This window comes from Flavobacterium glycines, from assembly GCF_900100165.1.
Classification (GTDB): domain Bacteria; phylum Bacteroidota; class Bacteroidia; order Flavobacteriales; family Flavobacteriaceae; genus Flavobacterium; species Flavobacterium glycines.
The window spans coordinates 1,203,722-1,227,371 of sequence record NZ_FNEO01000001.1 but is presented as its reverse complement, the minus strand read 5'-3'; the positions used below and the strand labels follow the sequence as shown (position 1 = coordinate 1,227,371).

The 23,650-nt window shown below is 34.8% G+C and carries 20 protein-coding genes, 1 tRNA gene and 1 riboswitch; of the genes, 15 read left to right on the top strand and 6 right to left on the bottom strand.

The window, feature by feature from the left end:
- Position 1: 1 nt before the first annotated feature.
- Both BLR17_RS04945 and BLR17_RS04940 read right to left on the bottom strand, forming a co-directional pair.
- Positions 2–1,570, bottom strand: coding sequence for an aldehyde dehydrogenase (NADP(+)) (locus BLR17_RS04945; protein WP_066327130.1), 1,569 nt, complete (start codon positions 1,568–1,570; stop codon positions 2–4).
- 19 nt (positions 1,571–1,589) lie between these two features.
- Positions 1,590–2,504, bottom strand: a complete 915-nt coding sequence (locus tag BLR17_RS04940; RefSeq protein WP_066327576.1) for a dihydrodipicolinate synthase family protein — start codon at positions 2,502–2,504, stop codon at positions 1,590–1,592.
- A gap of 142 nt (positions 2,505–2,646) precedes the next feature.
- Between BLR17_RS04940 and BLR17_RS04935 the strand changes: the two genes are divergently transcribed.
- Positions 2,647–3,489, top strand: coding sequence for an AraC family transcriptional regulator (locus BLR17_RS04935; protein WP_066327132.1), 843 nt, complete (start codon positions 2,647–2,649; stop codon positions 3,487–3,489).
- Between the two features lie 263 nt (positions 3,490–3,752).
- Entirely contained in the window at positions 3,753–4,577 is an 825-nt protein-coding gene (locus tag BLR17_RS04930; RefSeq protein ID WP_066327134.1) for a universal stress protein, read from the top strand.
- A 50-nt stretch (positions 4,578–4,627) separates the two neighbouring features.
- Here BLR17_RS04930 and BLR17_RS04925 read toward each other — a convergent pair.
- Positions 4,628–4,698 (bottom strand) — tRNA-Gln (locus tag BLR17_RS04925).
- A gap of 238 nt (positions 4,699–4,936) precedes the next feature.
- Here BLR17_RS04925 and BLR17_RS04920 point away from each other — a divergent pair.
- Together BLR17_RS04920 and BLR17_RS04915 are read left to right on the top strand one after the other, a co-directional pair.
- On the top strand, positions 4,937–8,215 hold the full coding sequence (locus BLR17_RS04920; protein ID WP_066327136.1) for a glycosyltransferase family 117 protein: 3,279 nt from the start codon (positions 4,937–4,939) through the stop codon (positions 8,213–8,215).
- Positions 8,216–8,303: 88 nt separating this feature from the next.
- Positions 8,304–8,957: a polysaccharide deacetylase family protein gene (locus tag BLR17_RS04915; RefSeq protein ID WP_066327140.1), complete on the top strand. Its 654-nt coding sequence runs from the start codon at positions 8,304–8,306 to the stop codon at positions 8,955–8,957.
- Here the strand turns inward: BLR17_RS04915 and BLR17_RS04910 are convergent.
- Positions 8,954–9,250 (bottom strand): thioredoxin family protein, encoded by a 297-nt coding sequence (locus BLR17_RS04910; protein ID WP_066327143.1) that lies wholly within the window; start codon positions 9,248–9,250, stop codon positions 8,954–8,956. The two genes, BLR17_RS04915 and BLR17_RS04910, sit on opposite strands and share 4 nt — an antisense overlap.
- A 77-nt stretch (positions 9,251–9,327) precedes the next feature.
- A complete protein-coding gene (locus tag BLR17_RS04905) occupies positions 9,328–10,560 on the bottom strand; it encodes a metallophosphoesterase (RefSeq protein ID WP_066327145.1) in 1,233 nt (410 codons plus the stop codon).
- Positions 10,561–10,795: 235 nt separating this feature from the next.
- On the opposite strand from BLR17_RS04905, the gene BLR17_RS04900 reads away from it, so the two are divergent.
- From BLR17_RS04900 to BLR17_RS04890, 3 genes are all read left to right on the top strand, one after another.
- A complete protein-coding gene (locus tag BLR17_RS04900; RefSeq protein ID WP_066327150.1) occupies positions 10,796–11,254 on the top strand; it encodes a hypothetical protein in 459 nt (152 codons plus the stop codon).
- A gap of 190 nt (positions 11,255–11,444) precedes the next feature.
- Positions 11,445–14,291, top strand: coding sequence for a DNA polymerase I (polA, locus tag BLR17_RS04895; protein WP_066327153.1), 2,847 nt, complete (start codon positions 11,445–11,447; stop codon positions 14,289–14,291).
- 71 nt (positions 14,292–14,362) lie between these two features.
- Positions 14,363–15,490 carry a hypothetical protein gene (locus tag BLR17_RS04890; RefSeq protein ID WP_066327156.1) on the top strand — a complete coding sequence of 376 codons (1,128 nt, stop codon included), beginning with the start codon at positions 14,363–14,365 and terminating at the stop codon, positions 15,488–15,490.
- A 52-nt stretch (positions 15,491–15,542) separates the two neighbouring features.
- Here BLR17_RS04890 and BLR17_RS04885 read toward each other — a convergent pair whose 3' ends face one another.
- Entirely contained in the window at positions 15,543–16,580 is a 1,038-nt protein-coding gene (locus BLR17_RS04885) for a LacI family DNA-binding transcriptional regulator (protein ID WP_066327159.1), read from the bottom strand.
- A 355-nt stretch (positions 16,581–16,935) separates the two neighbouring features.
- On the opposite strand from BLR17_RS04885, the gene rplM reads away from it, so the two are divergent.
- From rplM to thiC, 8 genes are all read left to right on the top strand, one after another.
- A complete protein-coding gene (gene rplM, locus BLR17_RS04880; RefSeq protein ID WP_066327161.1) occupies positions 16,936–17,391 on the top strand; it encodes a 50S ribosomal protein L13 in 456 nt (151 codons plus the stop codon).
- The gene (rpsI, locus tag BLR17_RS04875; protein ID WP_066327163.1) at positions 17,391–17,777 is read left to right on the top strand and encodes a 30S ribosomal protein S9; all 387 of its coding nucleotides are present in this window, start codon (positions 17,391–17,393) and stop codon (positions 17,775–17,777) included. Before rplM ends, rpsI begins: the two co-directional genes overlap by 1 nt.
- A gap of 247 nt (positions 17,778–18,024) precedes the next feature.
- Entirely contained in the window at positions 18,025–18,792 is a 768-nt protein-coding gene (gene rpsB / locus BLR17_RS04870; protein ID WP_066327166.1) for a 30S ribosomal protein S2, read from the top strand.
- A gap of 128 nt (positions 18,793–18,920) precedes the next feature.
- Complete coding sequence (gene tsf, locus BLR17_RS04865; RefSeq protein ID WP_066327167.1) at positions 18,921–19,883, top strand: translation elongation factor Ts; 963 nt, start codon at positions 18,921–18,923, stop codon at positions 19,881–19,883.
- 112 nt (positions 19,884–19,995) lie between these two features.
- A complete protein-coding gene (locus tag BLR17_RS04860) occupies positions 19,996–20,643 on the top strand; it encodes a queuosine precursor transporter (RefSeq protein ID WP_066327169.1) in 648 nt (215 codons plus the stop codon).
- Positions 20,644–20,645: 2 nt separating this feature from the next.
- Positions 20,646–21,209 (top strand): DNA-3-methyladenine glycosylase I, encoded by a 564-nt coding sequence (locus BLR17_RS04855; protein ID WP_066327170.1) that lies wholly within the window; start codon positions 20,646–20,648, stop codon positions 21,207–21,209.
- An 88-nt stretch (positions 21,210–21,297) separates the two neighbouring features.
- A riboswitch (TPP riboswitch) is annotated at positions 21,298–21,393 on the top strand.
- A 67-nt stretch (positions 21,394–21,460) separates the two neighbouring features.
- Positions 21,461–21,667 carry a sulfur carrier protein ThiS gene (gene thiS, locus BLR17_RS04850; RefSeq protein WP_066327177.1) on the top strand — a complete coding sequence of 69 codons (207 nt, stop codon included), beginning with the start codon at positions 21,461–21,463 and terminating at the stop codon, positions 21,665–21,667.
- A gap of 84 nt (positions 21,668–21,751) precedes the next feature.
- Complete coding sequence (thiC, locus tag BLR17_RS04845; protein WP_066327184.1) at positions 21,752–23,575, top strand: phosphomethylpyrimidine synthase ThiC; 1,824 nt, start codon at positions 21,752–21,754, stop codon at positions 23,573–23,575.
- Positions 23,576–23,650 lie beyond the last annotated feature (75 nt).

The window sequence follows — 23,650 nt, the reverse complement described above, 5'->3', positions numbered from 1 at the left end:
TTTAAATAATATCCTTAGTTATTATATCATTCAAAGTTCGGGTAATCGATAAAGGGTTTTCATTTTGTAATGCTTCAGGAAGCATTTCATTTGGCCAACCCTGAAAGCTTACAGGTCTGACCCATCTTTTTACCGCTGTTGTACCCACTGAAGTGAATTTACTATCGGAAGTTGATGGATATGGACCTCCGTGAGTCATAGCTGAACAAACTTCAACTCCTGTAGGTACACTATTAAAAATTAATCGTCCAACTTTATTTTTCAGCAATTCAATAGTAGTTTTAAAACTTACTAATTCAGTAACATCAGTATTAAGTATTGTTCCTGTCAATTGTCCCTCTAAATTTTCGATAATTGCATCCAACTCTTCTTTTGTCTCACATTTTACAATTACTGAAAAAGGACCAAAAACTTCATTGTGAAAAGCCTTATTTTTTAAAAATAATTCTCCGGACACCGAAATTAGATTTTGCAAAGCAAAATTTTCTTGTACTTCAATATCCAAATTAGTTAATTGAGTATATCCATCCTGGGCTAATACTTCATTTTTATGAGATTCATAAAGTGCTTTAATATTAGGGTGTAGCATGCAACTTGGTTGTATTGCGTTTAATTCAGCTGCAAGATTAGTAGCAAAATCGTCTAATTCCTGACTGGCAATTCCTAAAATAAGTCCCGGATTTGTACAAAATTGTCCCGTTCCCATTGTGATAGCGGCTGCATATTTTTGAGCCCATTCTTTGTTAGCCAATTTCAATACCGATGGTAAAACGACCACCGGATTAATACTGGACATTTCTGCATAAACAGGAATTGGGATTTCTCGCTTAGCTGCAATTTCGCAAAGAGCGGTTCCTCCTTTAATACTTCCAGTAAACCCAACAGCTTTTATATCAGGGTGTTCCACTAATTTTACACCTACAGCTATTCCGCTACTGTTCAAATTAGAAAAAACTCCATCAGGCATTCCTGTTTTTTGAACTGCTTTGATAATTGCCGAAGAAACCATCTCAGCTGTACCTGCATGAAGCGGATGAGATTTCACAATGACAGGACATCCAGCTGCCAAAGCACTCGCTGTATCACCTCCTCCAGTTGAAAAAGCCAAAGGAAAATTACTCGCACCAAAAACCACAACAGGACCAATAGGAATTAACATTCTTCGAATATCTATGGTATCACCAACTTTATTAATAATGGCTTCAACCCAAGATCCCTCTCTTAGCATTGTAGCAAAGGCTTTCAACTGCACCATTGTTCTGGCTCTTTCGCCTGTAGCCCTGCCGGCAGGCAGCCCTGATTCTTTAGTATATATTTGCAATAAATCATCACCAAGAGCTTCTATTTCATTAGCAATTGCCTCCAAAAAATCTGCTTTTTTGGCATCTGAAATAGTACTGTACTCATTAAATGCTTTTGTTGCCAAGGCAACAGCGTGATTAATCTCATCATCTGTCGCCTCAACAAAAAACGGTTGGTTAACTAAATTTTCTACTGGATTTATTGTTCTAAATGTAATATCCCCTTTGGCGGAAAGTGAACTCCCAATATAATTTTTTCCAGTAATCATAAACTTGTTTTTTTAGTGATTATATATTTAAATAATCAGGTAAAGTCGGTCTTGTTTTCAATGCATTTTCAATAATAGCAATTACACGAGCCCTTTCTCCTCCATGCAGGGGTAATCTTGGTGCACGTACAAATTCAGTTCCTAAGTTAGTATAAACTTCTGCTAATTTAATATTTTGAACTAACAATGAATTGATGTCTAATTCTAATAAAGGCAAAAACCATCTGTAAATTGCTAAGGCTTCATCGTATCTTTTTGCTTTAGCTAACTTAAAAATCGCTACTGTTTCTCTTGGAAATGCATCTACTAAACCAGAAACCCATCCGTCACTTCCCATGAAAAGACTTTCAAGAGCTAAAGTATCAACACCTGATAAAATTTTAAGACGAGAACCAAAACGGTTGATAATTCTAGTAACATTAGAAATATCTCTAGTAGATTCTTTAACTGCCTGAATGTTATCATATTTCAACATTTCTTCAAACATATCTAATGTTACTTCAATTTTATAATCTACAGGATTGTTGTAAATCATTATTGGCAAAGAAGTACTTTTAGCTACTTCTGAAAAATAAGTAACTGTTTCGTGATCAGTTGCTTTATATCGCATTGGAGGCAACATCATAAGACCTGTTGCTCCATCCTCTTCGGCTTTATTTGCTGCTATAATTGCAGCGCGAGTAGTTTGCTCAGCAATATTCATAATAACAGGCACTTTACCATCGACCTTTCTCACTGTTTCTCTCACTAACTGAGTTTTTTCTTCTTCAAGAAGCGTACTTGCCTCACCAAGGGTTCCTCCTAAAATAATACCACTGACTCCTGCGTCGATCTGTGCTTTTAGATTAACTTCAAACATGTTGAAGTCTAATTTATCATCAGCAGTAAACTTAGTTGTAACTGCCGGCATAACTCCTGACCAATTTACTTTCATAATATATTCATTTTTTAACAAAATTAATGCTAATTCCATGGTCCAACTTGGAGATTGTTAACTCTTATTAATACTATATTACCATTAATATTGCATAATTATTTTTTTTTGATAATATTTACATAAATAAAAAAACACTCCCTTGAAAGTCCTACCATTTAAAATACCCAAACCAGAAAAAGAAGCTTTGGTATACCAGGAAGATATTGGTCCTGTTTTTTATGACCAATTACACCAACATGAAGAAATTCAGATTAGTTATATTCTTAAAGGAAGAGGTACGCTAATTATTGGCGACTCAATCAATGAATATAAAGAAGATGACATTTTAGTAATAGGAGAAAATATACCTCATGTTTTTAGAACAGACCAAGACTCTTCTTCTTCGTCTGAGATGCTTACCTTATTTTTTACAAAAAATTCATTTGGAAAAGATTTCTTTAGTTTAAATGACATGAGTGATATTGATGATTTTTTTAAAAAATCAGAATACGGAATGAAGGTCTTAACTAAAAAAAAAAAGATAGCTCTTTTATTTTTTAAATTAAAGAATCAAAATAAAATTCAACGAATTTCATCACTTTTAAAAATTCTAAATCATATTGTCCTTGCTCAAACAAACTCACTTTCCTCCTTTGTAAGCAGAAAAAAATATACTGAAGACGAAGGTCGCAGGATGAATGATGTATTTAATTATGCCATAAGTTCATTTGACAAAGCAATAACCTTAGAAGAGGTAGCAGAGAAAGCCAATATGACAAAAAATGCCTTTTGCAGGTATTTCAAAAAAAGAACAAACAAAACTTTTTTTCAATTTTTAATCGAAATCCGTATTGAAAATGCATGTAAAATGCTACACCACAACAAAGACCTATCCATATCAAGCATTTCTGAATTATCCGGCTTTCAGGACATCGCTAATTTCAATAGAAAATTTAAAGAATTAAAAGGTGTTTCACCTTCTCAATTTAGAGCTCAGTTTTAAATATTCTTTAATCCCTATTTAAGCTTACAAGTATTTTTCAATATAAAACTACAACCAACAAAATGTTTTTTTATTTAATAAAAAAAAAACAAAATCTCCTTAACTCCCATTTATCCTATTTCATAAACAGCAATAAAACAATGTTTTATATCTCCAATCAAAAGATATTATATTAAAGGAACAATTGATTACTGTAAAATTATTCCTTACCTTTATTATTGTAACCAAATACTTTTTAAATCCTATTCCCAAAACCAAAAGCCATGAAACGAATCTTAGTTCCTACCGATTTCTCCTCAAGAGCTGAAAACGCCCTAAAAATTGCGGCACAAATAGCCCGAAAGAACGACTTTGAAATCCACCTCCTTCACATGCTGGAAATCCCCAGCCAAATGAACGATGCCATCACAGGCGGAGCCGCTATTCCGGAAATCATGCTGTTTCTGCAAAAAGCAAAAGAAATCATGCAACATACCAAAGAAAAAGACTTCCTCCAAGGCCTAACCGTTATTGACGCTATCAAACTAGAAAGAGCAACCCAGGGAATCCTTTCTTACAGCAAAGACAACCACATCGATTTAATTATAATGGGCTCTAACGGCGCATCAGGACTAACAGAAATCATCATAGGCTCCAATACCGAAAAAGTAGTACGCTTATCTCCTGCACCGGTTATGGTAATAAAAGAAGAAATAACCCCATTTGACCCTAAAAACATAGTTTTCGCCTCTGATTTTTCAGAAGAAATAAAAAAACCCTTCCTAAAGATTCTGAATTTCAACAATCAATTCCAAGCCAAACTCCACCTGCTCACTATTTGCTCCCCAAGCAGTTTTAAAACCACAGCCTTAGCAAATAAATTAATGGATAATTTCACTCAGGAATTTGATATGCAAAATTTCTCTACCAATATTTACAATGACACTACTATAGAAAAAGGAATTATTCATTTCTCAAATGAAATTAAAGCCGATTTAATCATCCTTTGCACACACGGACGCACCGGTCTTTCTCATTTTTTCACCGGAAGTATTAGCGAAGACTTAGCCAACCACATAAACAAACCACTAATTATATTTAAAATATAACGGCAAATTTACCGCATAAAAAAAGTCCCGATTAAATCGGGACTTTTTTGTTGGTCCACTAGGACTCGAACCTAGAAAGACGGCACCAAAAACCGTAGTGTTACCATTACACCATGGACCATTCCATGTTTGCTTTACATCACTGTTGTTTTGTTTAGCGAGTGCAAATTTAGAGCATTTTTTAGTTTCTGCAAACTTTTTTTCATTTTTTTTCGAAAAAAAATCATTGAAATCAGAACCTTCTCATAATCAAATAATTAAATAACAGCCTGCTTTTGTAGAATTTTTTGTTAATGCCTACATCCTTAAATAAAAAAACATTTTCTTTGTAACTCGAAAAATTAACTAAATTTTACTACATGAATCAGGAGTCTTTCAATTTCAAAAAATGGAATACTATTATAGGATGGATTGCTTTTGGAATCGCATTAATAACCTATTCCCTTACTGTTGAACCCACTATGAGTTTTTGGGACTGTGGGGAATACATTGCCACAGCAGCAAAACTTGAGGTTGGCCACCCACCGGGAGCTCCTTTATTCCAAATGATTGGTGCTTTCTTTGCCATGTTTGCTTCAGATGCACAACATGTAGCCTTAATGGTTAATATGACTTCCGTTTTTTCAAGCGCCTTTACTATACTTTTTATGTTTTGGTCTGCTACAATGATTTTGAGAAAAATTGTCTCAAGTTCAGAAGAAACAAACAAAAACAACGATATTGTCATTTTAGGAAGCTCCTTTGTAGCATCACTTGCTTATACTTTTTCAGATAGTTTTTGGTTTAATGCCGTTGAAGCCGAAGTTTATGCTATGGCTTCTTTACTTATTGCCTTGTTATTCTGGCTGGGATTACGCTGGGAACAGGACATGGACAAACCAAAAGGAAATAAATGGCTTTTAGCAATTTCTCTAATAGTTGGACTTTCATTTGGAGTTCACTTTATGGCATTATTAACTATTCCTGCTATTGGATTTTTATATTATTTTAAAAATTACAAAACAGTAACCATTAAAAACTTCATCATTGCCAACATAGTAGTAGTTTCGATATTATTATTTATCTTCAAATTACTACTTCCTTTAACTATGGCATTTTTTGCTAAAGCTGAAATTTTCACCGTAAACAGTCTTGGAATGCCTTTTAACTCAGGTACAATTCTAGCCGCTTTAGCCTTAATTGCGGCCTTCTATTTTGGTTTAAAATACACCAAAAACAAAGGACTGGCAACCTACAACACTCTTATTCTGTGCGTTTTATTTATTCTAATCGGATTCTCTACCTGGTTAATGCTCCCTATTCGCGCTAATGCTAATGTAATAATCAACGAAAACAAACCATCGGATGCACGAGAAGTTTTAGCATACTACAACAGAGAGCAATATGGCTCAAATCCGTTATTCTACGGACCACAATACACCGAAACCTTTGCCGGTTTAGACAAAGACACTCCTTATCTTGACAAAGCACCTAACTATGAGAGAGATTACAAAACAGGAAAATATGTTATTGTAAATAATTACAAAAACGCTGAACAAAATAGCGATAATGCTCAAAAAGCTTTCTTGCCAAGAATGTGGAGTTCTGAACATATTGAAAATTATATCAATTTTACTAATCCTCCACAATTCAGAATCAACCCTGATTATCCTTATGAAAATGATTTAGCAAAATACGGAGTAGATGCAAGCAAACTTTCCGAGGAAGAATACAACAGAGCGATTGCCCAATTAAAAAACGAGGTCGAAAAAACCATTTCAGAATTCAGACAAGCCTATGCTCAAAAACAAATTGACAATGAAGGCTATGTTAAATTCCTGAGAAGCTACAGCGATTATTTAATAATTGAAAAACCTACCAGTGCCGACAACCTTCGCTTTATGGCTGAATACCAATTTGGCTATATGTATTGGAGATATTTAATGTGGAACTTTGTCGGACGTCAAAACGACAATCAGGGAAGATATGATAACCAGGACGGAAACTGGCTTAGCGGAATTAAACTTATCGACGACATCCATTTAGGTTCTCAGGACAATCTGCCTTCGGACACCTTAAATAACAAAGGACGCAACGTATATTATTTCATTCCTTTCATTTTAGGACTTATTGGATTAATGTATCACGCCGGCAAAGATTTAAAAAGTTTCTACGTATTACTGGCTTTATTTCTATTTACCGGAATTGCATTAAAAATCTACCTTAACGAAAGACCTTTCGAACCCAGAGAAAGAGACTATGCCTTAGTAGGCTCATTCTATGTTTTTGCCATTTGGATAGGATTAGGGGTTTATTCTTTGTACGAAAGTGCCAAAAAATACATATCTCCAAAAATTGTTGGACCCGGAATTATAGCTGCTTCTTTATTAACAGCACCTGTTATTATGGCATCACAAAACTGGGATGATCACGATCGCTCAGGAAAATACACTGCATTAGCTATGGCAAAAGCTTATTTAAGTTCTTGCGATCCTAATGCAATATTATTCACCATTGGTGATAATGACACTTTCCCATTATGGTACGCACAGGAAATTGAAGGCATCAGAACCGACATAAAAATCGTAAACACGAGTCTTTTCATGACGGATTGGTACATTGACCAGATGAAAACAAAGACCTACGAATCAGAACCACTTCCTATTTCTTTCACTCACGATCAATATGTGGGAGATAAATTGGATTATGTGGTAAGTATTCCTAAAATCAAAAGCCGTTGGAGCGTAAAAGGCTTTATGGATTTTGTAAAACACCCAAAATCAACTGTAGAAATGCAAAATGGACAAATTATCCATTTCTACCCAACTAATCAAATTCGAATTCCAGTTGACAAAAATGCTATCATTAAGAGCAAAATGGTTGCTGAGAAAGACTATGACTCTATCGTTCCTTATATTGATATTGACATAAAAGGAAGCGCATTATACAAAAACCGCTTAATGATGTTAGACCTTGTAGCCAATAACAACTGGAAAAGACCAATTTATTTCAGTGGAGGCGCTTTTGACGACGAAGAATACCTTTGGATGAAAGACTACCTTCAACTTGACGGCATGGTTTACAAATTAGTCCCTGTTAAAACAAGCATTCCTAAAGACGGAAATCCGATGGAAATGGGCAAAATTGATAGCGACAAAATGTACAACATCATTATGAAATGGGACTGGGGCAACAGTAATGGCGATATTTACCACGACCCGGAAACACGTCGCGAAAGTATTACATACAGAACCAACCTTTCCCGATTAATAAATCAGTTAATCAAAGAAGGAAAAATAGATAAAGCTAAAAAAGTGATTGCCTTAGCAATGGACAAAATGCCCATAGACAAGTTTGGATATTATTCTTTATTAGAACCATTTGCAGATAGCTATTATAAAGTAAGCGAGGTGGCAAAAGCACACACACTTTTAGACAAGTTGATAGGCAAATACAAAGAAAACCTAAATTACTACAGTAAAATGAGTCCTTCGGATCAATCCGATATTGCCATCGATATTGTAACAGATATTGAGCGTTACAGAGCTTTACTGGAAGTAATGAAGAAAAACAACGACACTGCTTTCTTCCAAAAACACAAAGCTGTTTTCAATACTTATATTGATATTTTTCAACGTTTTGGCAGAGACAAAGAATAATAAATCTTTGATTTCATAAAAAAATGTAGCAATCTCAACAAACCGGATTGCTACATTTTTTTTATCTTTAATATCAAATGAAATTCAAATGAAACCCTATTGGATCAAAACAAACCCTATCATCAAAATAATATTTTCCAATCTCATTTGGGACATCCCAAACAAAGGAAAGAAAATCTACTTAACATTTGATGACGGTCCAACAGCTGAAATAACAGAATGGGTTTTAGCCGAATTAGAAAAGCACAATGCCAAAGCTACTTTTTTTTGTATTGGCAAAAACATCACCGAACATCCGGAAATTTTCAATAAAATAATTAAAAATGGACACGCTATAGGTAATCACACTAACTACCATTTGAACGGCTGGAAAACAACTACCGAAGAATTTTTAGAAAATATTGAAGCCTGTGAATCCGCTATTTCAAATCTGAAATCGGCAATCTCAATTCTGCAATCTAAAATATTCCGTCCGCCTTACGGCAAAATTAAGCCAGTCCAAGCCAAAAAACTAAGACAACAAGGCTACAAAATAATCATGTGGGATGTTCTTAGCGCCGATTTTGACCAAAACATCAGCGAAGAAAAATGTTTGGATAATGTAGTTAACAATACCCAATCCGGAAGTATTATCGTATTTCACGACAGCAAAAAAGCCTTTAAAAACCTAAAATATGTTTTACCCAGAGCATTAGAATATCTGGCCCGAAACAACTATTCTTTCGAAACAATACAACTCTAAATTTGTTCCTGAACTATACTAATTAACGAATTAGCATCCAGTTCTCCGGATTGCCTCCAAACCATTTGACCGTTTTTATACACCATCAAAGTTGGCAACCCCTTAATTCGCAAGGCTTCGGCTAGTTCTTGATTTTTATCCACATCAATTTTTATCACTTTTGCTTTATCACCCAGAGCAGCAGCAACATCTCTAATCACCTCATGCATAGAAATCGAAGATTCATTCCAGTCTGTGTAAAAATCAATCAACACAGGCACATGTGCACTTATAAGTTCTCCAAATTTTGACATAAAACCAACGAATTAATTTTTTTTAAATCTAAGAAAAATAAAAGTTTCCTACATACAAATGTAGCATTTTTAACGAATTATGCTACTCTATCACCTTTTTTTAGTTCAATAACGGTAATTTCAGGCATAATTCCTACCCTACCCGGATAAGCATGAAAGCCAAAACCCCTGTTTACATACACATAGCGTCCTAAATGCTCATACAAACCTGCCCACTGCGCATAAACATATTGTGCCAGACTCCATTTAAAATAGCCCGGAATTTCAATACCAAATTGCATTCCATGAGTATGACCGGAAAGCGTTAAATGGAAATTCTTCTCATTATTTTTAACTTCATATTCCCAGTGACTTGGGTCGTGACTCATCAATATTTTAAAATCATGATTTCCTAACCCTTCAGAAGCTTTTTCCAAATCACCTGCCTGTTTAAAATTTTTACCCCAGTTTTCCACTCCTACTAAGGCAATTTTATCATTTCCTTTTTGAATAAAAGTATGCTCATTCAATAACAACTGAAATCCTATTTGTCCGTACAAATCTTTAATTTCTTTAAAATTTTGATTCTTAGCTACCTGAGAAGGCCAGGTCACATATTCACCATAATCATGATTACCCAAAACGGAAAATTTACCATATTCGTGTTCCTTGATACGATTAAAAGTGTCAATCCAGGGATGCATTTCCTTGGCATGTGTATTCACAATATCGCCTGTAAACAAAATCATATCTGAATTTTGCTCATTGACCAAATCAATGGCGTAATTTATTTTATCTGGATTATCAAAACTACCGGAATGTACATCTGAAATTTGAGTAATGGTAAAACCATCAAAAGCATCCGGTAAATCGGGAAAGAAAATACGTTGTTTAATCACTTTATAGTTGTATTTCCCAATGGTTACTCCGTAAATCAAAGACAGAAAAGGAACAGCTGCCAATCCTAACCCCAGCTGACTTACAAATTTTCGGCGGGAAGGCAGAAAGCCTTCATTACTATTTTCTACAAAATAATTCACAGAACCCATTACCAATCTGAAAATATCTTCTCCTAACAATACGATTGCCAAAACAATTTTAGGAATATAAACCACCAGCATCAAGCCCATCGTAAACATGGTCTGTTTAGTTTGTCCCACCGAACGATCAAAACTAAAAAAGCCATAAATAATATAAATTAAAATTGCCAGACTCAACACCCCATAAGCAACCAAAATCCATTTATCCTTCACTAACGTTTTAACAGCCTGAAAAGCATAGAGTTCAATCACAAAAAGAAAGACTATAAAAAAGAGTAACCTAAAAACCATTCCAATACATTTTTACACAAAATAACAACTTCTACTGCTTAATTTAGAATCTGTTAATTAAACTTTAACGGAAACTTTTTGTTTTATGAATTTATCAAAGCAAACAGATTATCGAAACCCGTTAGCTTTGATTTGTTTTCAAATTAACTTTGTAAGAATATTTTAATATATTTGAAAATAAAAACTACCTGAGTCAGGCCTATAAGCAAGTTATACAACATTCTTAACAACTTCTATGAAAGCATTATTATTGATAATACTGATAATTCATTGCCTATCCTCATGCAATAGTAAGAGTGAAAAAATTATAACAGGAAAATTAAATCCTAACATTAGAAGCTACATTAATTTTCAAACTGCAACTGACAGTGAAATTAAAAACTATATAAAAAGAATCGACAGTTTAGCAAATAAATATCGAGATCCAGAATTAAAAACTTCATCAAAATATTACCATAATCTATTAAAATACAACTTAATTAGGACTCATTCAATTTATATAAAGCAAAAAGATCATTCAGAAATCAATATTTTTTTACACAAAAATCAATATTTAAAAATAAAAAAATACGATTATCTTGGAAGTAATCGTATTTATGAAGTCAATATTAAACTTAAATACAAGAAGATAGATGATAATATTTTTTTATCAGACAGCATAATCGAAGCAAAAATAAGTTCATCCAAAAAATAAACTCTCCATACCTCACAAATCTTTTCGTTTTGTATTTTTCACCCAATCTCTGTAGAATTTCTTGATGAGATTTCTCATTCTTCAAAATGACACGAATAAAGAGAAGCCCCTGCCTCACAATTGAACAATCTATTTTTAATGAAGCGTTTTTAAAAAGCTTTGTTTATTTTTACGTCCAAATAAAATTACTATGTCAGCTCAAAAACGTCTTTTTCTACTCGATGCCTATGCTTTAATTTTCAGAGGGTATTATGCCTTTATTAAAAACCCAAGAATCAATTCCAAAGGCATGGACACCTCGGCCATTATGGGATTTATGAATTCGTTAATGGATGTTATTAAGCGTGAAAAACCGGATCATTTAGCGGTAGCATTTGACAAAGGCGGCAGCGATTTGCGCAACGAAATGTTTCCGGAATACAAGGCTAATCGTGATGCAACTCCCGAAGCCATAAAAATAGCTGTTCCTTATATTCAGGAATTATTACATGCTATGCATATTCCTATCATTGAAGTACCTGGATACGAAGCGGATGATTTGATTGGAACAATTGCTAAACAAGCCGAAAAACAAAACTATTTGGTTTACATGGTAACGCCTGATAAGGATTTTGCCCAGTTGGTTTCCGAAAATATTTTTATGTACAAACCGGCCCGAATGGGTAACGGAATCGAAGTATGGGGAATCCCTGAAGTTTTGGAAAAATTTGAAATCGAAAGACCGGAACAGGTAATTGATTATTTAGGAATGATGGGCGACTCTGCCGATAACATTCCCGGATTACCGGGTGTGGGCGAAAAAACCGCTAAAAAATTCCTGGCAGAATACGGTTCACTGGAAAATCTTTTAGCCAACACTCACCAACTGAAAGGCGCCATGAAAACCAAGATAGAAGCTAACGCCGAACTGGGATTATTGTCTAAAAAACTGGCTACCATCTTACTGGATTGTCCCGTAACTTTTGACGAGAAAGACTATGAACTTTCCAAGCCTGATGTAGAAAAAACAGATGCTATATTCAATGAATTGGAGTTTAGAAGAATGGCAGAACAATTTGATGCGATTTTCAAAAATCCTACTCAGGCTTCTCAAAATGATATCAATCCGGCTAACGAAGCCAAATTATATAAAAAACCACAGCCAAAAAACGAAGATCAGTTTGATCTTTTTGGAAGTGCAATCGCAGATGAAGAAACCACAAGCGGGCATCATCAGTTTTACAATACATTAGAAAACACCTCGCATTCCTACCAGATTATTCAGGGCGATTTAGGCATTCGATTACTGCTACAAAATTTACAAAAACAAACTTCTGTTTGTTTTGATACCGAAACAACAGGACTGGATGCTTTGCATGCTGAACTCGTTGGAATGTCATTCTCTTATGAAAAAGGAAAAGCTTTTTACGTTCCCTTTCCGGAAAATCAGGAAGAAGCCAAAGCTTTAGCTGAAAAATTCATTCCGTTTTTTGAAAATCCGGAAATTGAAAAAATTGGTCAAAACATTAAATACGATTTAAAAATCCTTTCTAATTATGGCATTCGCGTAGCCGGAAAATTATTTGATACGATGATTGCGCATTACCTTATCAATCCCGATATGCGCCATAACATGGATATTTTATCGGAAACTTACTTAAAATATTCACCAAAATCAATTGAAGATTTAATTGGGAAGAAAGGAAAAAACCAAAAATCGATGCGCGAAGTAGCTCTGGAAGACATTAAAGAATATGCCGCCGAAGATGCTGATGTAACTTTTCAATTGAAAGAATTATTCGCTGTAGAATTACAAAAAACAGAAACACAAAAATTATTTGACGAAATCGAAATTCCATTAGTTCCTGTATTGGCTGCTATGGAAACCGAAGGAATTAATCTCGATGTTCCGTTTTTGAAAAAAATGTCGGTCGAAATGGCTGCCGAAAGCAAGGCGCTGGAACAAAAAATATATGAAACTGCTGGCGAGAAATTCAATTTGGCTTCGCCAAAACAACTCGGTGATATTTTATTTGACAAATTGAAAATTGGCGGAGCCAAACAAAAAAAGACCAAAACAGGACAATACGCTACTGGTGAAGAAGTCCTGAGTTATTTAGCCAATGACAACGAAATTGTACGCGATATTCTGGAATGGCGCCAAATGGTAAAATTACAAAGTACTTATATTGACGCTTTGCCCAATCAAGTGGACACAAAAACAGGACGCGTTCATACCGATTACATGCAAACCGTTGCTGCAACGGGACGTTTGAGTTCGAATAACCCAAACTTGCAAAACATCCCGATTCGTACCGAAAGAGGACGTTTGATTCGTAAAGCGTTTATTGCCCGTGATGAAAATTACACCTTAGTCTCTGCCGATTACTCTCAAATTGAATTGCGTGTCATTGCGGCACTAAGTGGCGAAGAAAATATGATTAAGGCTTTTCAAAACAACGAAGATATTCATAAATCGACTGCTTCTAAGGTTTTCAATGTGCCACTGGAAGAAGTGACTCGCGAACAGCGTAGCCATGCTAAAACGGTCAACTTCGGGATTATTTACGGGGTTTCGGCTTTTGGATTATCCAATCAAACAAATCTTTCCCGTTCTGAAAGCGCCGACTTGATTGATGCTTATTACAAATCGTATCCAAGATTGAAATCCTTTATTAACGAGCAAATTGATTTTGCCAGAGATCATGGTTATGTACAAACTATTTTAGGTCGTCGTCGTTATTTAAAAGACATCAATTCGCAAAACGCCGTGGTGCGTGGGGGTGCCGAACGAAATGCGGTAAATGCTCCTATTCAGGGTTCGGCTGCCGATATTATCAAAATAGCGATGATTAATATTCATCATAAATTGGTTTCCGAAAACTGGAAATCCAAAATGTTATTACAGGTACATGATGAGCTTGTGTTTGACGTACACAATGACGAATTAGAACGAATCCAACCAATGATTAAACACGAAATGGAAAACGCCTTTAAACTGGAAGTTCCTTTAGTTGTTGATTTAGGTATGGGGAAAGACTGGCTGGAAGCGCATTAGATTGAAGATTGCAATCCCGAAATTTCGGGATAGATTTCAGATTTTTAATAGCAGCAACAACCATAAAATTTATGAAGAAAATAATCCTGTGTTTTTTATTATTTAAATGTGTATTTGCATTTTGTAAAAATGAAGAGCTTTATTTAGAAGGTACTATTGCAAAAAGCAAAATCTATTTAAGTATTTATGTATATGGTTCAGACGCTGAAGTACCCAATACTAATGCCGTTTATTTTTATCAAAATTCATTAAAAGACATCAATCTGGAAGGGACTAAAAGAAACGACATTTTCACTCTAATTGTCAAACATGGAGATACCATTCACGAAAAATTTATTTTAAAAAAAGTAGGAACTAATTTTGAAGGAACATGGAATAATGCTCAAGGAAAATCATTTCCCGTAAAACTCTCTCCTATTGATTTTACTAATTACAAATCGACTCTGACAGATGTTTATTATATAGACGAAAAATTTGATCTCATAAAATTGAAATTCCTTGAATTCAAAAAAGAAAAAACCACTTTTTATAAGAACAAAGCAATCGATTGGTATTCTGAAAAACACTGTAATGTTCCTTTTTTTAGATTAGGTAACAATTTCACTCCAAACAACAAAAACAAAGTCAATGCTGTTTTAGAAAAAATTCACATTAAAAATGTCATATGGCAGTTGGACTGCTCAACTGATAACAACTACAACACAGGAGGCGGTATATCATTTGAAACAGATTTTACTTTTTTGAACAACAATTTACTTGGTTTTAAAATTTTCTCAGATTATTACTGTGGAGGGGCTTATCCTGATACTGGCACTAATGGATATTTAATAGATTTGAATACTGGAAAAAATTATGAAATAGACCATATAATCGCTTTTGACAAAAGTGTCACCACAGAAAAAGAGAGTAATTTTGACAGTTGGGTGAAATACAGACAAAAATATTTTGCTCCTAAACTTTATGCAATTATAAATAATGAGCAACATTTTGTAAAACCAAAAGATACCGATGAAGATTCTTGTGATATGACCAATTTAGACATATGGTGGGGCGACGAAACTTGGATTTACACTGAAAAAGGCATCGAATTCACACCCTCTTTTCCACATGCAATGAGAGCTTGTGAAGAAACTTTTTTAGTCCCTTTTGAAAAATTAAAAAAGTATAAAAATCCGAAATTCAAATACAATTTAAATTAAACTTTTATAGTCTCCTAAACAAAAAACATTCCTAATTGGAATGTTTTTTGTTTTATTTCTTCTTCTTTTTCTTCGAAGATTCTCTTTCTTTCAAATTGGTTTTAATGACCACGGTTTGATAAGGCGCTTCGTTTTCTTCGGTCGCTTCTAAACGGTCAATGAGTAATTTGGCAGCTACTTCTCCAATCTCTACTCCGTGCTGACTAACGGTGGATAAACTAGGTGTTAATCGTCTTGAAGCTAAAATACCATCGGCAAAACCTATGATGGAAAGTTCTTCCGGAATTTTATAACCTTTTTTAATTGCTAATTTTAAAGCTGCTACCGAATCGCGTTCGTCTAAAGCAAAAACAGCATCTATTTCATTGTTTTCAAAAACGGCTTCAATTTTGCTTTTCATATCTTCTTCTGAATTGGTACGAAGAATAATATTTTCATTTACCGGAATGCCATTATCGGCCAACGCCTTCAAATAACCTTCGGTTCTTAATTTCCCCACACTTAAATCATCAACAGAAGAAATTAAAGCAATATTTTTACAACCGGTATCAATTAATCTTTGAGTAACATTCAATGCCGAATCATAATCATCTACCACTACTTTATCACATTCTACTTCATCTGCAATGCGATCAAACATCACAATTGGGGTTCCTTCATTAATAATATCGTTAAAATGAGAGTAATCCTGAAGTTTTTGAGCTTCTTGTGAAACCGATAATATAAAACCATCAGTAGTACCATTGCTCAACATGTCCAATGTATTGATTTCTTTCACTAAGGATTCATTCGAAATACAAGTAATCACATTATACCCTTTGGCATCGGCTACTTTTTCAATTCCACTAAAAACTTTCGCAAAAAAAGAATTTAGGATATTAGGAATAATTACCCCTATGGTTTTTGTCTTTCGATTTTTTAGATTCAACCCAATAATATTAGGTTTGTAGTTTTTAAGTTTAGCATACTCTTTAATCTTAACCTTAGTTTGATTACTAATCTCCGGACTATCATTGAGTGCTTTAGAAACTGTAGAAACAGAAACATTAAGTTCTTTTGCAATTTGTTTCAGTGTTGCTTTAACTTTCATATTGAATATTATTGTCTTAATTTTTGAGTCTTTTTTGTTAGAATCAACAATTTTGTTATTTGTAAAATCCTTCCAAATCTGCTTAAAAAAGAATCATTTATACCTCTTTCTTTTCACAGCAAGAATGCAAGATAATCAAATTATTTTTCAAATCAAATCTAAGATAATTTTAAGACCAAAGCGCTAAGCTAAATTCTAAAAAAGAAGTTCTCTAAAGCAACTGAAATATCCAATTGATTATCAGTACAGAAACCGAAAAAAATTATTCATTTAAGGTATTTGCATTTAAAATAATTAATTGTACTTTTGCAACCCCTTTATTGGGGACGGAATGTTTAATTAAAAAATTTTTATTGTGAACGCATTAAGCTACAAGACAATTTCAGCTACAAAGGCAAACTCTAACAAAGAGTGGATCGTTGTAGATGCAGAGGGTCATAACTTAGGACGTCTTGCTTCTAAAGTCGCTATGATTTTAAGAGGAAAGTACAAGCCTAGCTATACCCCACACGTGGACTGTGGAGATAACGTAATTGTTATTAACGCAGAAAAAATCAACCTTACAGGTAACAAAATGGACGAGAAAATTTACATGCGTCATACAGGTTATCCAGGAGGACAAAGAACTTTAACTGCTAAAGTATTGCAAGCTAAAAACCCTGCAGCTTTAGTTGAGAAAGCAGTAAAAGGAATGTTACCTAAAAACAAATTAGGAGCTGAACTTTTCAGAAATTTAAATGTTGTTGTTGGTTCTGAGCACAAACAAGGAGCTCAAAAACCAAGAACTGTTAACCTAAACGATCTTAAGTAATGGGAGTTATTCACAAAATCGGTAGAAGAAAAACCGCTGTTGCACGTGTTTATGTTTCAGAAGGAACAGGAGCAATCACTGTAAACAAAAAAGAATTAGCAACTTATTTCCCAACAGCTACTTTACAATACAAAGTTTTACAACCAATGTCTATGACAGAAAACGCTGGAAACTTTGACGTAAAAGTAAATGTTTACGGAGGTGGTATAACTGGTCAGGCAGAAGCTGTAAGAATGGCAATTGCTCGCGCAATGTGTGAAGTAAACGCTGAAAACAGAGGTATTTTGAAACCAGAAGGTTTATTAACAAGAGACCCAAGAATGGTTGAACGTAAGAAATTCGGTCAGAAGAAAGCTCGTAAGAGATTCCAATTCTCTAAACGTTAATATTACCTGTCTTGTACAGTTAGTACAAGACATCGTCAATTATTTATTGAAATTAAAAAACACAGTTATTGTTGCTCTCCTGCCGAGGTAGGAAATAGTTTAGCATCTAAATGAAACTGGGATTGAAAGATTAAAAGATTGAATAATTAAAAAATCATATACTGAAATTTTTAAATCTTTGAATTTTTAAATCATTAAATCCAAAACGGGACATTGCTAATCAACAGAACGTAAACTAGTTAAAAAAATGGCAAACAAAATAGAAGTAAAAGAATTACTAGAAGCAGGTGTTCACTTCGGACACATGACTAGAAAATGGGATCCAAACATGGCTCCTTACATTTATATGGAGCGTAATGGTATTCACATCATTAACCTATATAAAACTGCAGCTAAAATCGAAGAAGCTAACGAAGCTTTGAAAAAAATTGCTGCTTCAGGTAGAAAAATATTATTCGTTGCTACCAAAAAACAAGCAAAAGACATCGTTGCTGAAAAAGCAAAATCTGCAAACATGCCTTACATCACTGAAAGATGGCCAGGTGGAATGTTAACAAACTTTGTTACTATCCGTAAAGCAGTTAAAAAAATGTCTTCTATTGATAAAATGAAGAAAGATGGTACTTTCAACACGCTATCTAAAAAAGAGCGTTTGCAAGTAGATCGTCTTCGTGCTAAATTAGAAAAAAACTTAGGTTCAATCGCTGACATGTCTAGACTTCCAGCTGCATTGTTCGTAGTAGATATCAAAGCTGAGCACATCGCAATAAAAGAAGCACAAAAATTAAACATTCCAGTATTTGCAATGGTTGATACTAACTCTGATCCACGTGAAGTAGATTACGTTATCCCAGCCAATGACGATGCTTCTAAATCAATTGAGAAAATTTTATCTTTAGTAACTGCTTCTGTTATCGAAGGACTTTCTGAAAGAGGTTCTGAAAAAGAAGCTGAAGTAGCTGAAGAGACTGCTCCTGCTGCTGAAGCTGAAGCTGCTCCTGCAACTGAAGAATAAATCAAATTTTAAATTCCAAAATTTAAATTCCAAAATCCAAAATCAGATTTTTAACCATCTGATAACGTTGGAATTTGGAATTTGAAGATTGGAATTTTTACTTTTAACATTAAAACAAAAATTATATTATGGCAACAATTACTGCTGCAGACGTAAATAAATTAAGACAAGCTACAGGTGCCGGAATGATGGACTGTAAAAAAGCTTTAGTTGAAGCTGAAGGAGATTTCGACAAAGCGATACAAAACCTTAGAGAAAAAGGACAAAAAGTTGCTGCTAACCGTTCTGACCGTGATTCTTCTGAAGGAGCTGCTGTTTCTTTCATTAATGCAGACAACACTAAAGGAGCTATTATCACTTTAAACTGTGAGACAGATTTCGTAGGTAAAAACGAAGCTTTCGTAACTTTAGCTAAAGAATTAGTTGAAAAAGCTATCAACTTCTCTTCTAAAGAAGAATTCTTAGCTTCTGATTTCAACGGAATTACAGTTGCTGAAAAATTAATCGAACAAACAGGTGTTATCGGTGAAAAAATCGAAATCGGTGGTTTTGAAATCTTAGAAGGCGCTTACGTTGGATCTTATGTTCACGTTAACAAAATTGCTGCATTAACTGCAATTTCTGCACCAATTGCTAATGGTGACGTTTTAACTAAAGACATCTCTATGCAAGTTGCTTCTATGGGAGCTGACACATTATCTTACAAAGATTTTGATCCTGCTTTCGTTGAATCTGAACTTGCTGCTCGTATTGCTGTAATTGAAAAAGATAATGAAGAAGCAAAACGTTTAGGAAAAACTTTAAAAAATGTTCCTAAATACATCTCTTTCTCTCAATTAACTCCTGAAGTTATCAAACAAGCTGAAGAAGATGCTAAAGCTGAATTAAAAGCTGAAGGTAAGCCAGAGCAAATTTGGGACAAAATCCTTCCAGGAAAAGTACAACGTTTCATCTCTGACAACACTACTTTAGATCAGGAAAAAGCTTTACTAGATCAAAACTTCATCAAAGATGACAGTAAAAAAGTTGGTGATTATGTTAAAGGATTCAATGTTGAAATCACAGGTTTCAAAAGAGTTACTTTAGGTTAATCAAATAGCCAAAACTATTTCTATACAAATCCATCTCGTTTTAAATGAGATGGATTTTCTTTTTTATGTCTTTTCAAAATAATAGTCTAAATTTGGATGCAAATCCCTTGAAATGTTTCAATCCAAAAAAGACACTGTTTACCTGATTCTCGCCGGAATTTTTATTACCAATGCCGTAGTTGCCGAATTAATTGGTGGAAAACTCATTCAAATTGGTCCTTTTATAATGAGTCTTGGAATTCTTCCCTGGCCTATCGTTTTCATTACTACCGATATTATCAACGAACATTTTGGCAAAGAAGGAGTCAAAAAACTCTCTTTTATTACCGCGGGACTTATTGCTTATTGCATCCTTATTCTTTTCATTGGAACAAAAATCCCTGCTCTTATCACTAAAGAAACCGTCAACGACGAACAATTTTATGCTGTATTCGGCCAGGGTCTTTTTATTATGGTTGCCAGTATTATTGCTTTTATGGTTTCCCAATTAATTGATGTTTCCATTTTCTGGTTTTTACGAAATAAAACCGGTAAAAAAATGATTTGGCTTCGAAGCACAGGTTCTACGCTGATTTCCCAACTCATAGACAGTTTTATCGTCTCGGGAATCGCCTTTTGGTTAACCGGAAAAATTACTACAAGCCAATACCTCAACATGTCTATAACAGGTTACACTTTCAAATTAATGTTGGCTATTGTTTTAACGCCATTAATTTACCTTGGACATCACCTAATCGAAAAATACCTTCACAACAAATAATCATGGAAAACAAAACACGCTGCTCCTGGTGCGAAAAAGACGATTTATACCGTAAATACCATGATGAAGAATGGGGAATTCCTGTTTATGATGACGCTAAATTATTCGAATTTTTAATTCTTGAAACCTTTCAAGCAGGATTGAGTTGGTACACCGTTTTGGCAAAAAGAGAACATTTCCGTGTTGCCTTTGACAATTTCGATTATAAAAAAATTGTAAATTATTCCGAAGACAAAATTGAAGAATTACTATTGAATCCGGGTATTATTAGAAACAAACTAAAAGTACGCGCTACTATTTCCAATGCCCTAGCTTTTATGAAAGTTCAGGAAGAATTTGGCAGTTTTTCCAAATACATCTGGGGTTTTGTTGATGGAAAACCTATTGACAACAAACTCCAATCCTTAAAAGAAATTCCCGCCACCACTCTTCTTTCTGACACCATCAGCAAAGATTTAAAGAAACGCGGTTTTAAATTTGTTGGTTCCACTGTAGTCTATGCCCATATGCAGGCCACAGGAATGGTTAACGACCACATAGAAAGCTGCTGGACAAGACAACAGTAATTGATGTTCAGTTTTAGAAGTATTCTGCACAAAATTGTTAAACTTCTAATATATAACATTCTTCTTCTAACTTTTTCATTACATTTGTCGCACACTTTAGGGGTGTCTGCATTAGCAGGCTGAGATTTTACCCTCTGAACCTGATCTGGTTAATACTAGCGTAGGGAAAAGTAAGATGACTTCCGGTAGTTCCATTTTTTTGGACTCTTTACAGCCATTCCTAAAGTATTTTTTATTTAAAAAATCAAGGAATGGAACTAAAAATCAACAATCAAATCAAACAATTTCAAGCAAATGCGCTAAGCATTCAAGCCTTGCTCGATATTGAAATTCCGCAAAAACAAAACGGCATTGCCGTAGCTGTTAACAACAATGTGATTCCAAAATCCAATTGGGACAATCACCAGCTATCCGAAACTGACGATATTTTAATTATCTCTGCCACACAGGGAGGGTAAAACAATTTAAAGATTAAAAGATTTAAGAATTTAATGATTCGAATCTTTCAATCTTTCAATCTTTCAATCTTTCAATAAAAAAATATGAACAACGAAGAAAAAATATCAAGACAACCTTTTCCTAATTCGACTAAGGTATACATCGATGGTGAAATCCACCCGATAAAAGTAGCGATGCGCGAAATTCAATTATCTGACACTAAATTGGCTAAAGGCGGTGTAGAAAAAAATCCTGCTGTAACGGTTTACGATACTTCAGGTCCTTACACCGATCCTAATATCGAAATCGACGTTAGAAAAGGATTACCACGAATTCGTGAACAATGGATTTTAGACCGTAATGACGTAGAAGAATTAACCGAAATCTCTTCTGATTACGGAAAAGAGCGTTTGGCTGACGAAAAATTAAATCACCTTCGATTTGAATACTTACACAAACCAATGCGTGCCAAAAAAGGTGCTAATGTTTCCCAATTGTATTATGCCAAAAAAGGAATCATCACTCCTGAAATGGAATACATTGCCATCCGTGAAAATCAACGTATCGAGCAATTAGAAACCGCTCAAAAAGCAATGCAATGTCAGCATGCCGGACATAGTTTTGGTGCAAACACTCCAAAATCTAAAATCACTCCTGAATTTGTTCGTTCTGAAGTTGCTTCCGGTCGTGCTATTATCCCTAACAACATCAACCACCCTGAAAGTGAGCCGATGATTGTAGGGCGTAATTTCCTTGTAAAAATTAATGCTAATATTGGAAACAGTGCTGTTACATCCTCTATCGAAGAAGAAGTAGAAAAAGCAGTTTGGGCTTGCCGTTGGGGAGCTGATACGATTATGGATTTATCTACCGGAAAAAACATCCACGAAACCAGAGAATGGATTATCCGTAACTCTCCGGTGCCAATTGGAACGGTGCCAATTTACCAAGCTTTAGAAAAAGTAAACGGAATTGCTGAGGATTTAACCTGGGAAGTTTTCCGTGATACTTTAATTGAACAAGCTGAACAGGGAGTTTCTTATTTTACTATTCACGCCGGAGTTTTATTGCGCTACATTCATTTAACTGCTAATCGTGTAACAGGAATTGTTTCCCGTGGTGGTTCGATTATGGCAAAATGGTGTTTGTTTCACCACAAAGAAAACTTCTTATACACGCATTTCGAAGAAATCTGCGAAATCATGAAACAATATGATGTGGCTTTCTCTCTTGGAGATGGTTTACGTCCGGGATCTATTGCCGATGCTAATGATGCCGCTCAATTTGCCGAATTAGAAACCTTAGGCGAATTGACAAAAATTGCCTGGAAACACGATGTGCAAACATTTATTGAAGGTCCTGGTCACGTGCCAATGCACATGATTAAAGAAAACATGGACAAGCAATTAGAGCACTGTTCTGAAGCGCCTTTTTACACTCTTGGACCATTAACTACTGATATTGCTCCTGGTTATGACCACATCACTTCTGCCATTGGAGCAGCGATGATTGGTTGGTATGGATGTGCGATGCTGTGTTATGTAACGCCAAAAGAACACCTTGGTTTACCAAACAAAAAAGACGTAAAAGACGGAGTTATCACTTATAAAATTGCCGCTCACGCTGCCGATTTAGCCAAAGGACATCCGGGAGCGCAATACCGCGACAACGCCTTGAGTAAAGCCCGTTTCGAATTCCGTTGGGAAGACCAATTCAATTTGGCACTTGACCCTGACACAGCAAGAGAATTCCACGACGAAACTTTACCTGCTGACGGAGCCAAAGTAGCGCATTTCTGCTCTATGTGCGGACCTAAATTCTGCTCTATGAAGATATCACAGGAAATCCGTGATGTGGAAGAAGCTAAAAAAGGAATGCAGGAGAAATCAGAAGAATTCATCGAACAAGGAAAAGAGATTTATATATAAAAAGAAAAAAGAACATAGAGAAGAGAATATAGATTTGATTCATTTTCGATTACTGTCTATTCTCTCTTTTCTATA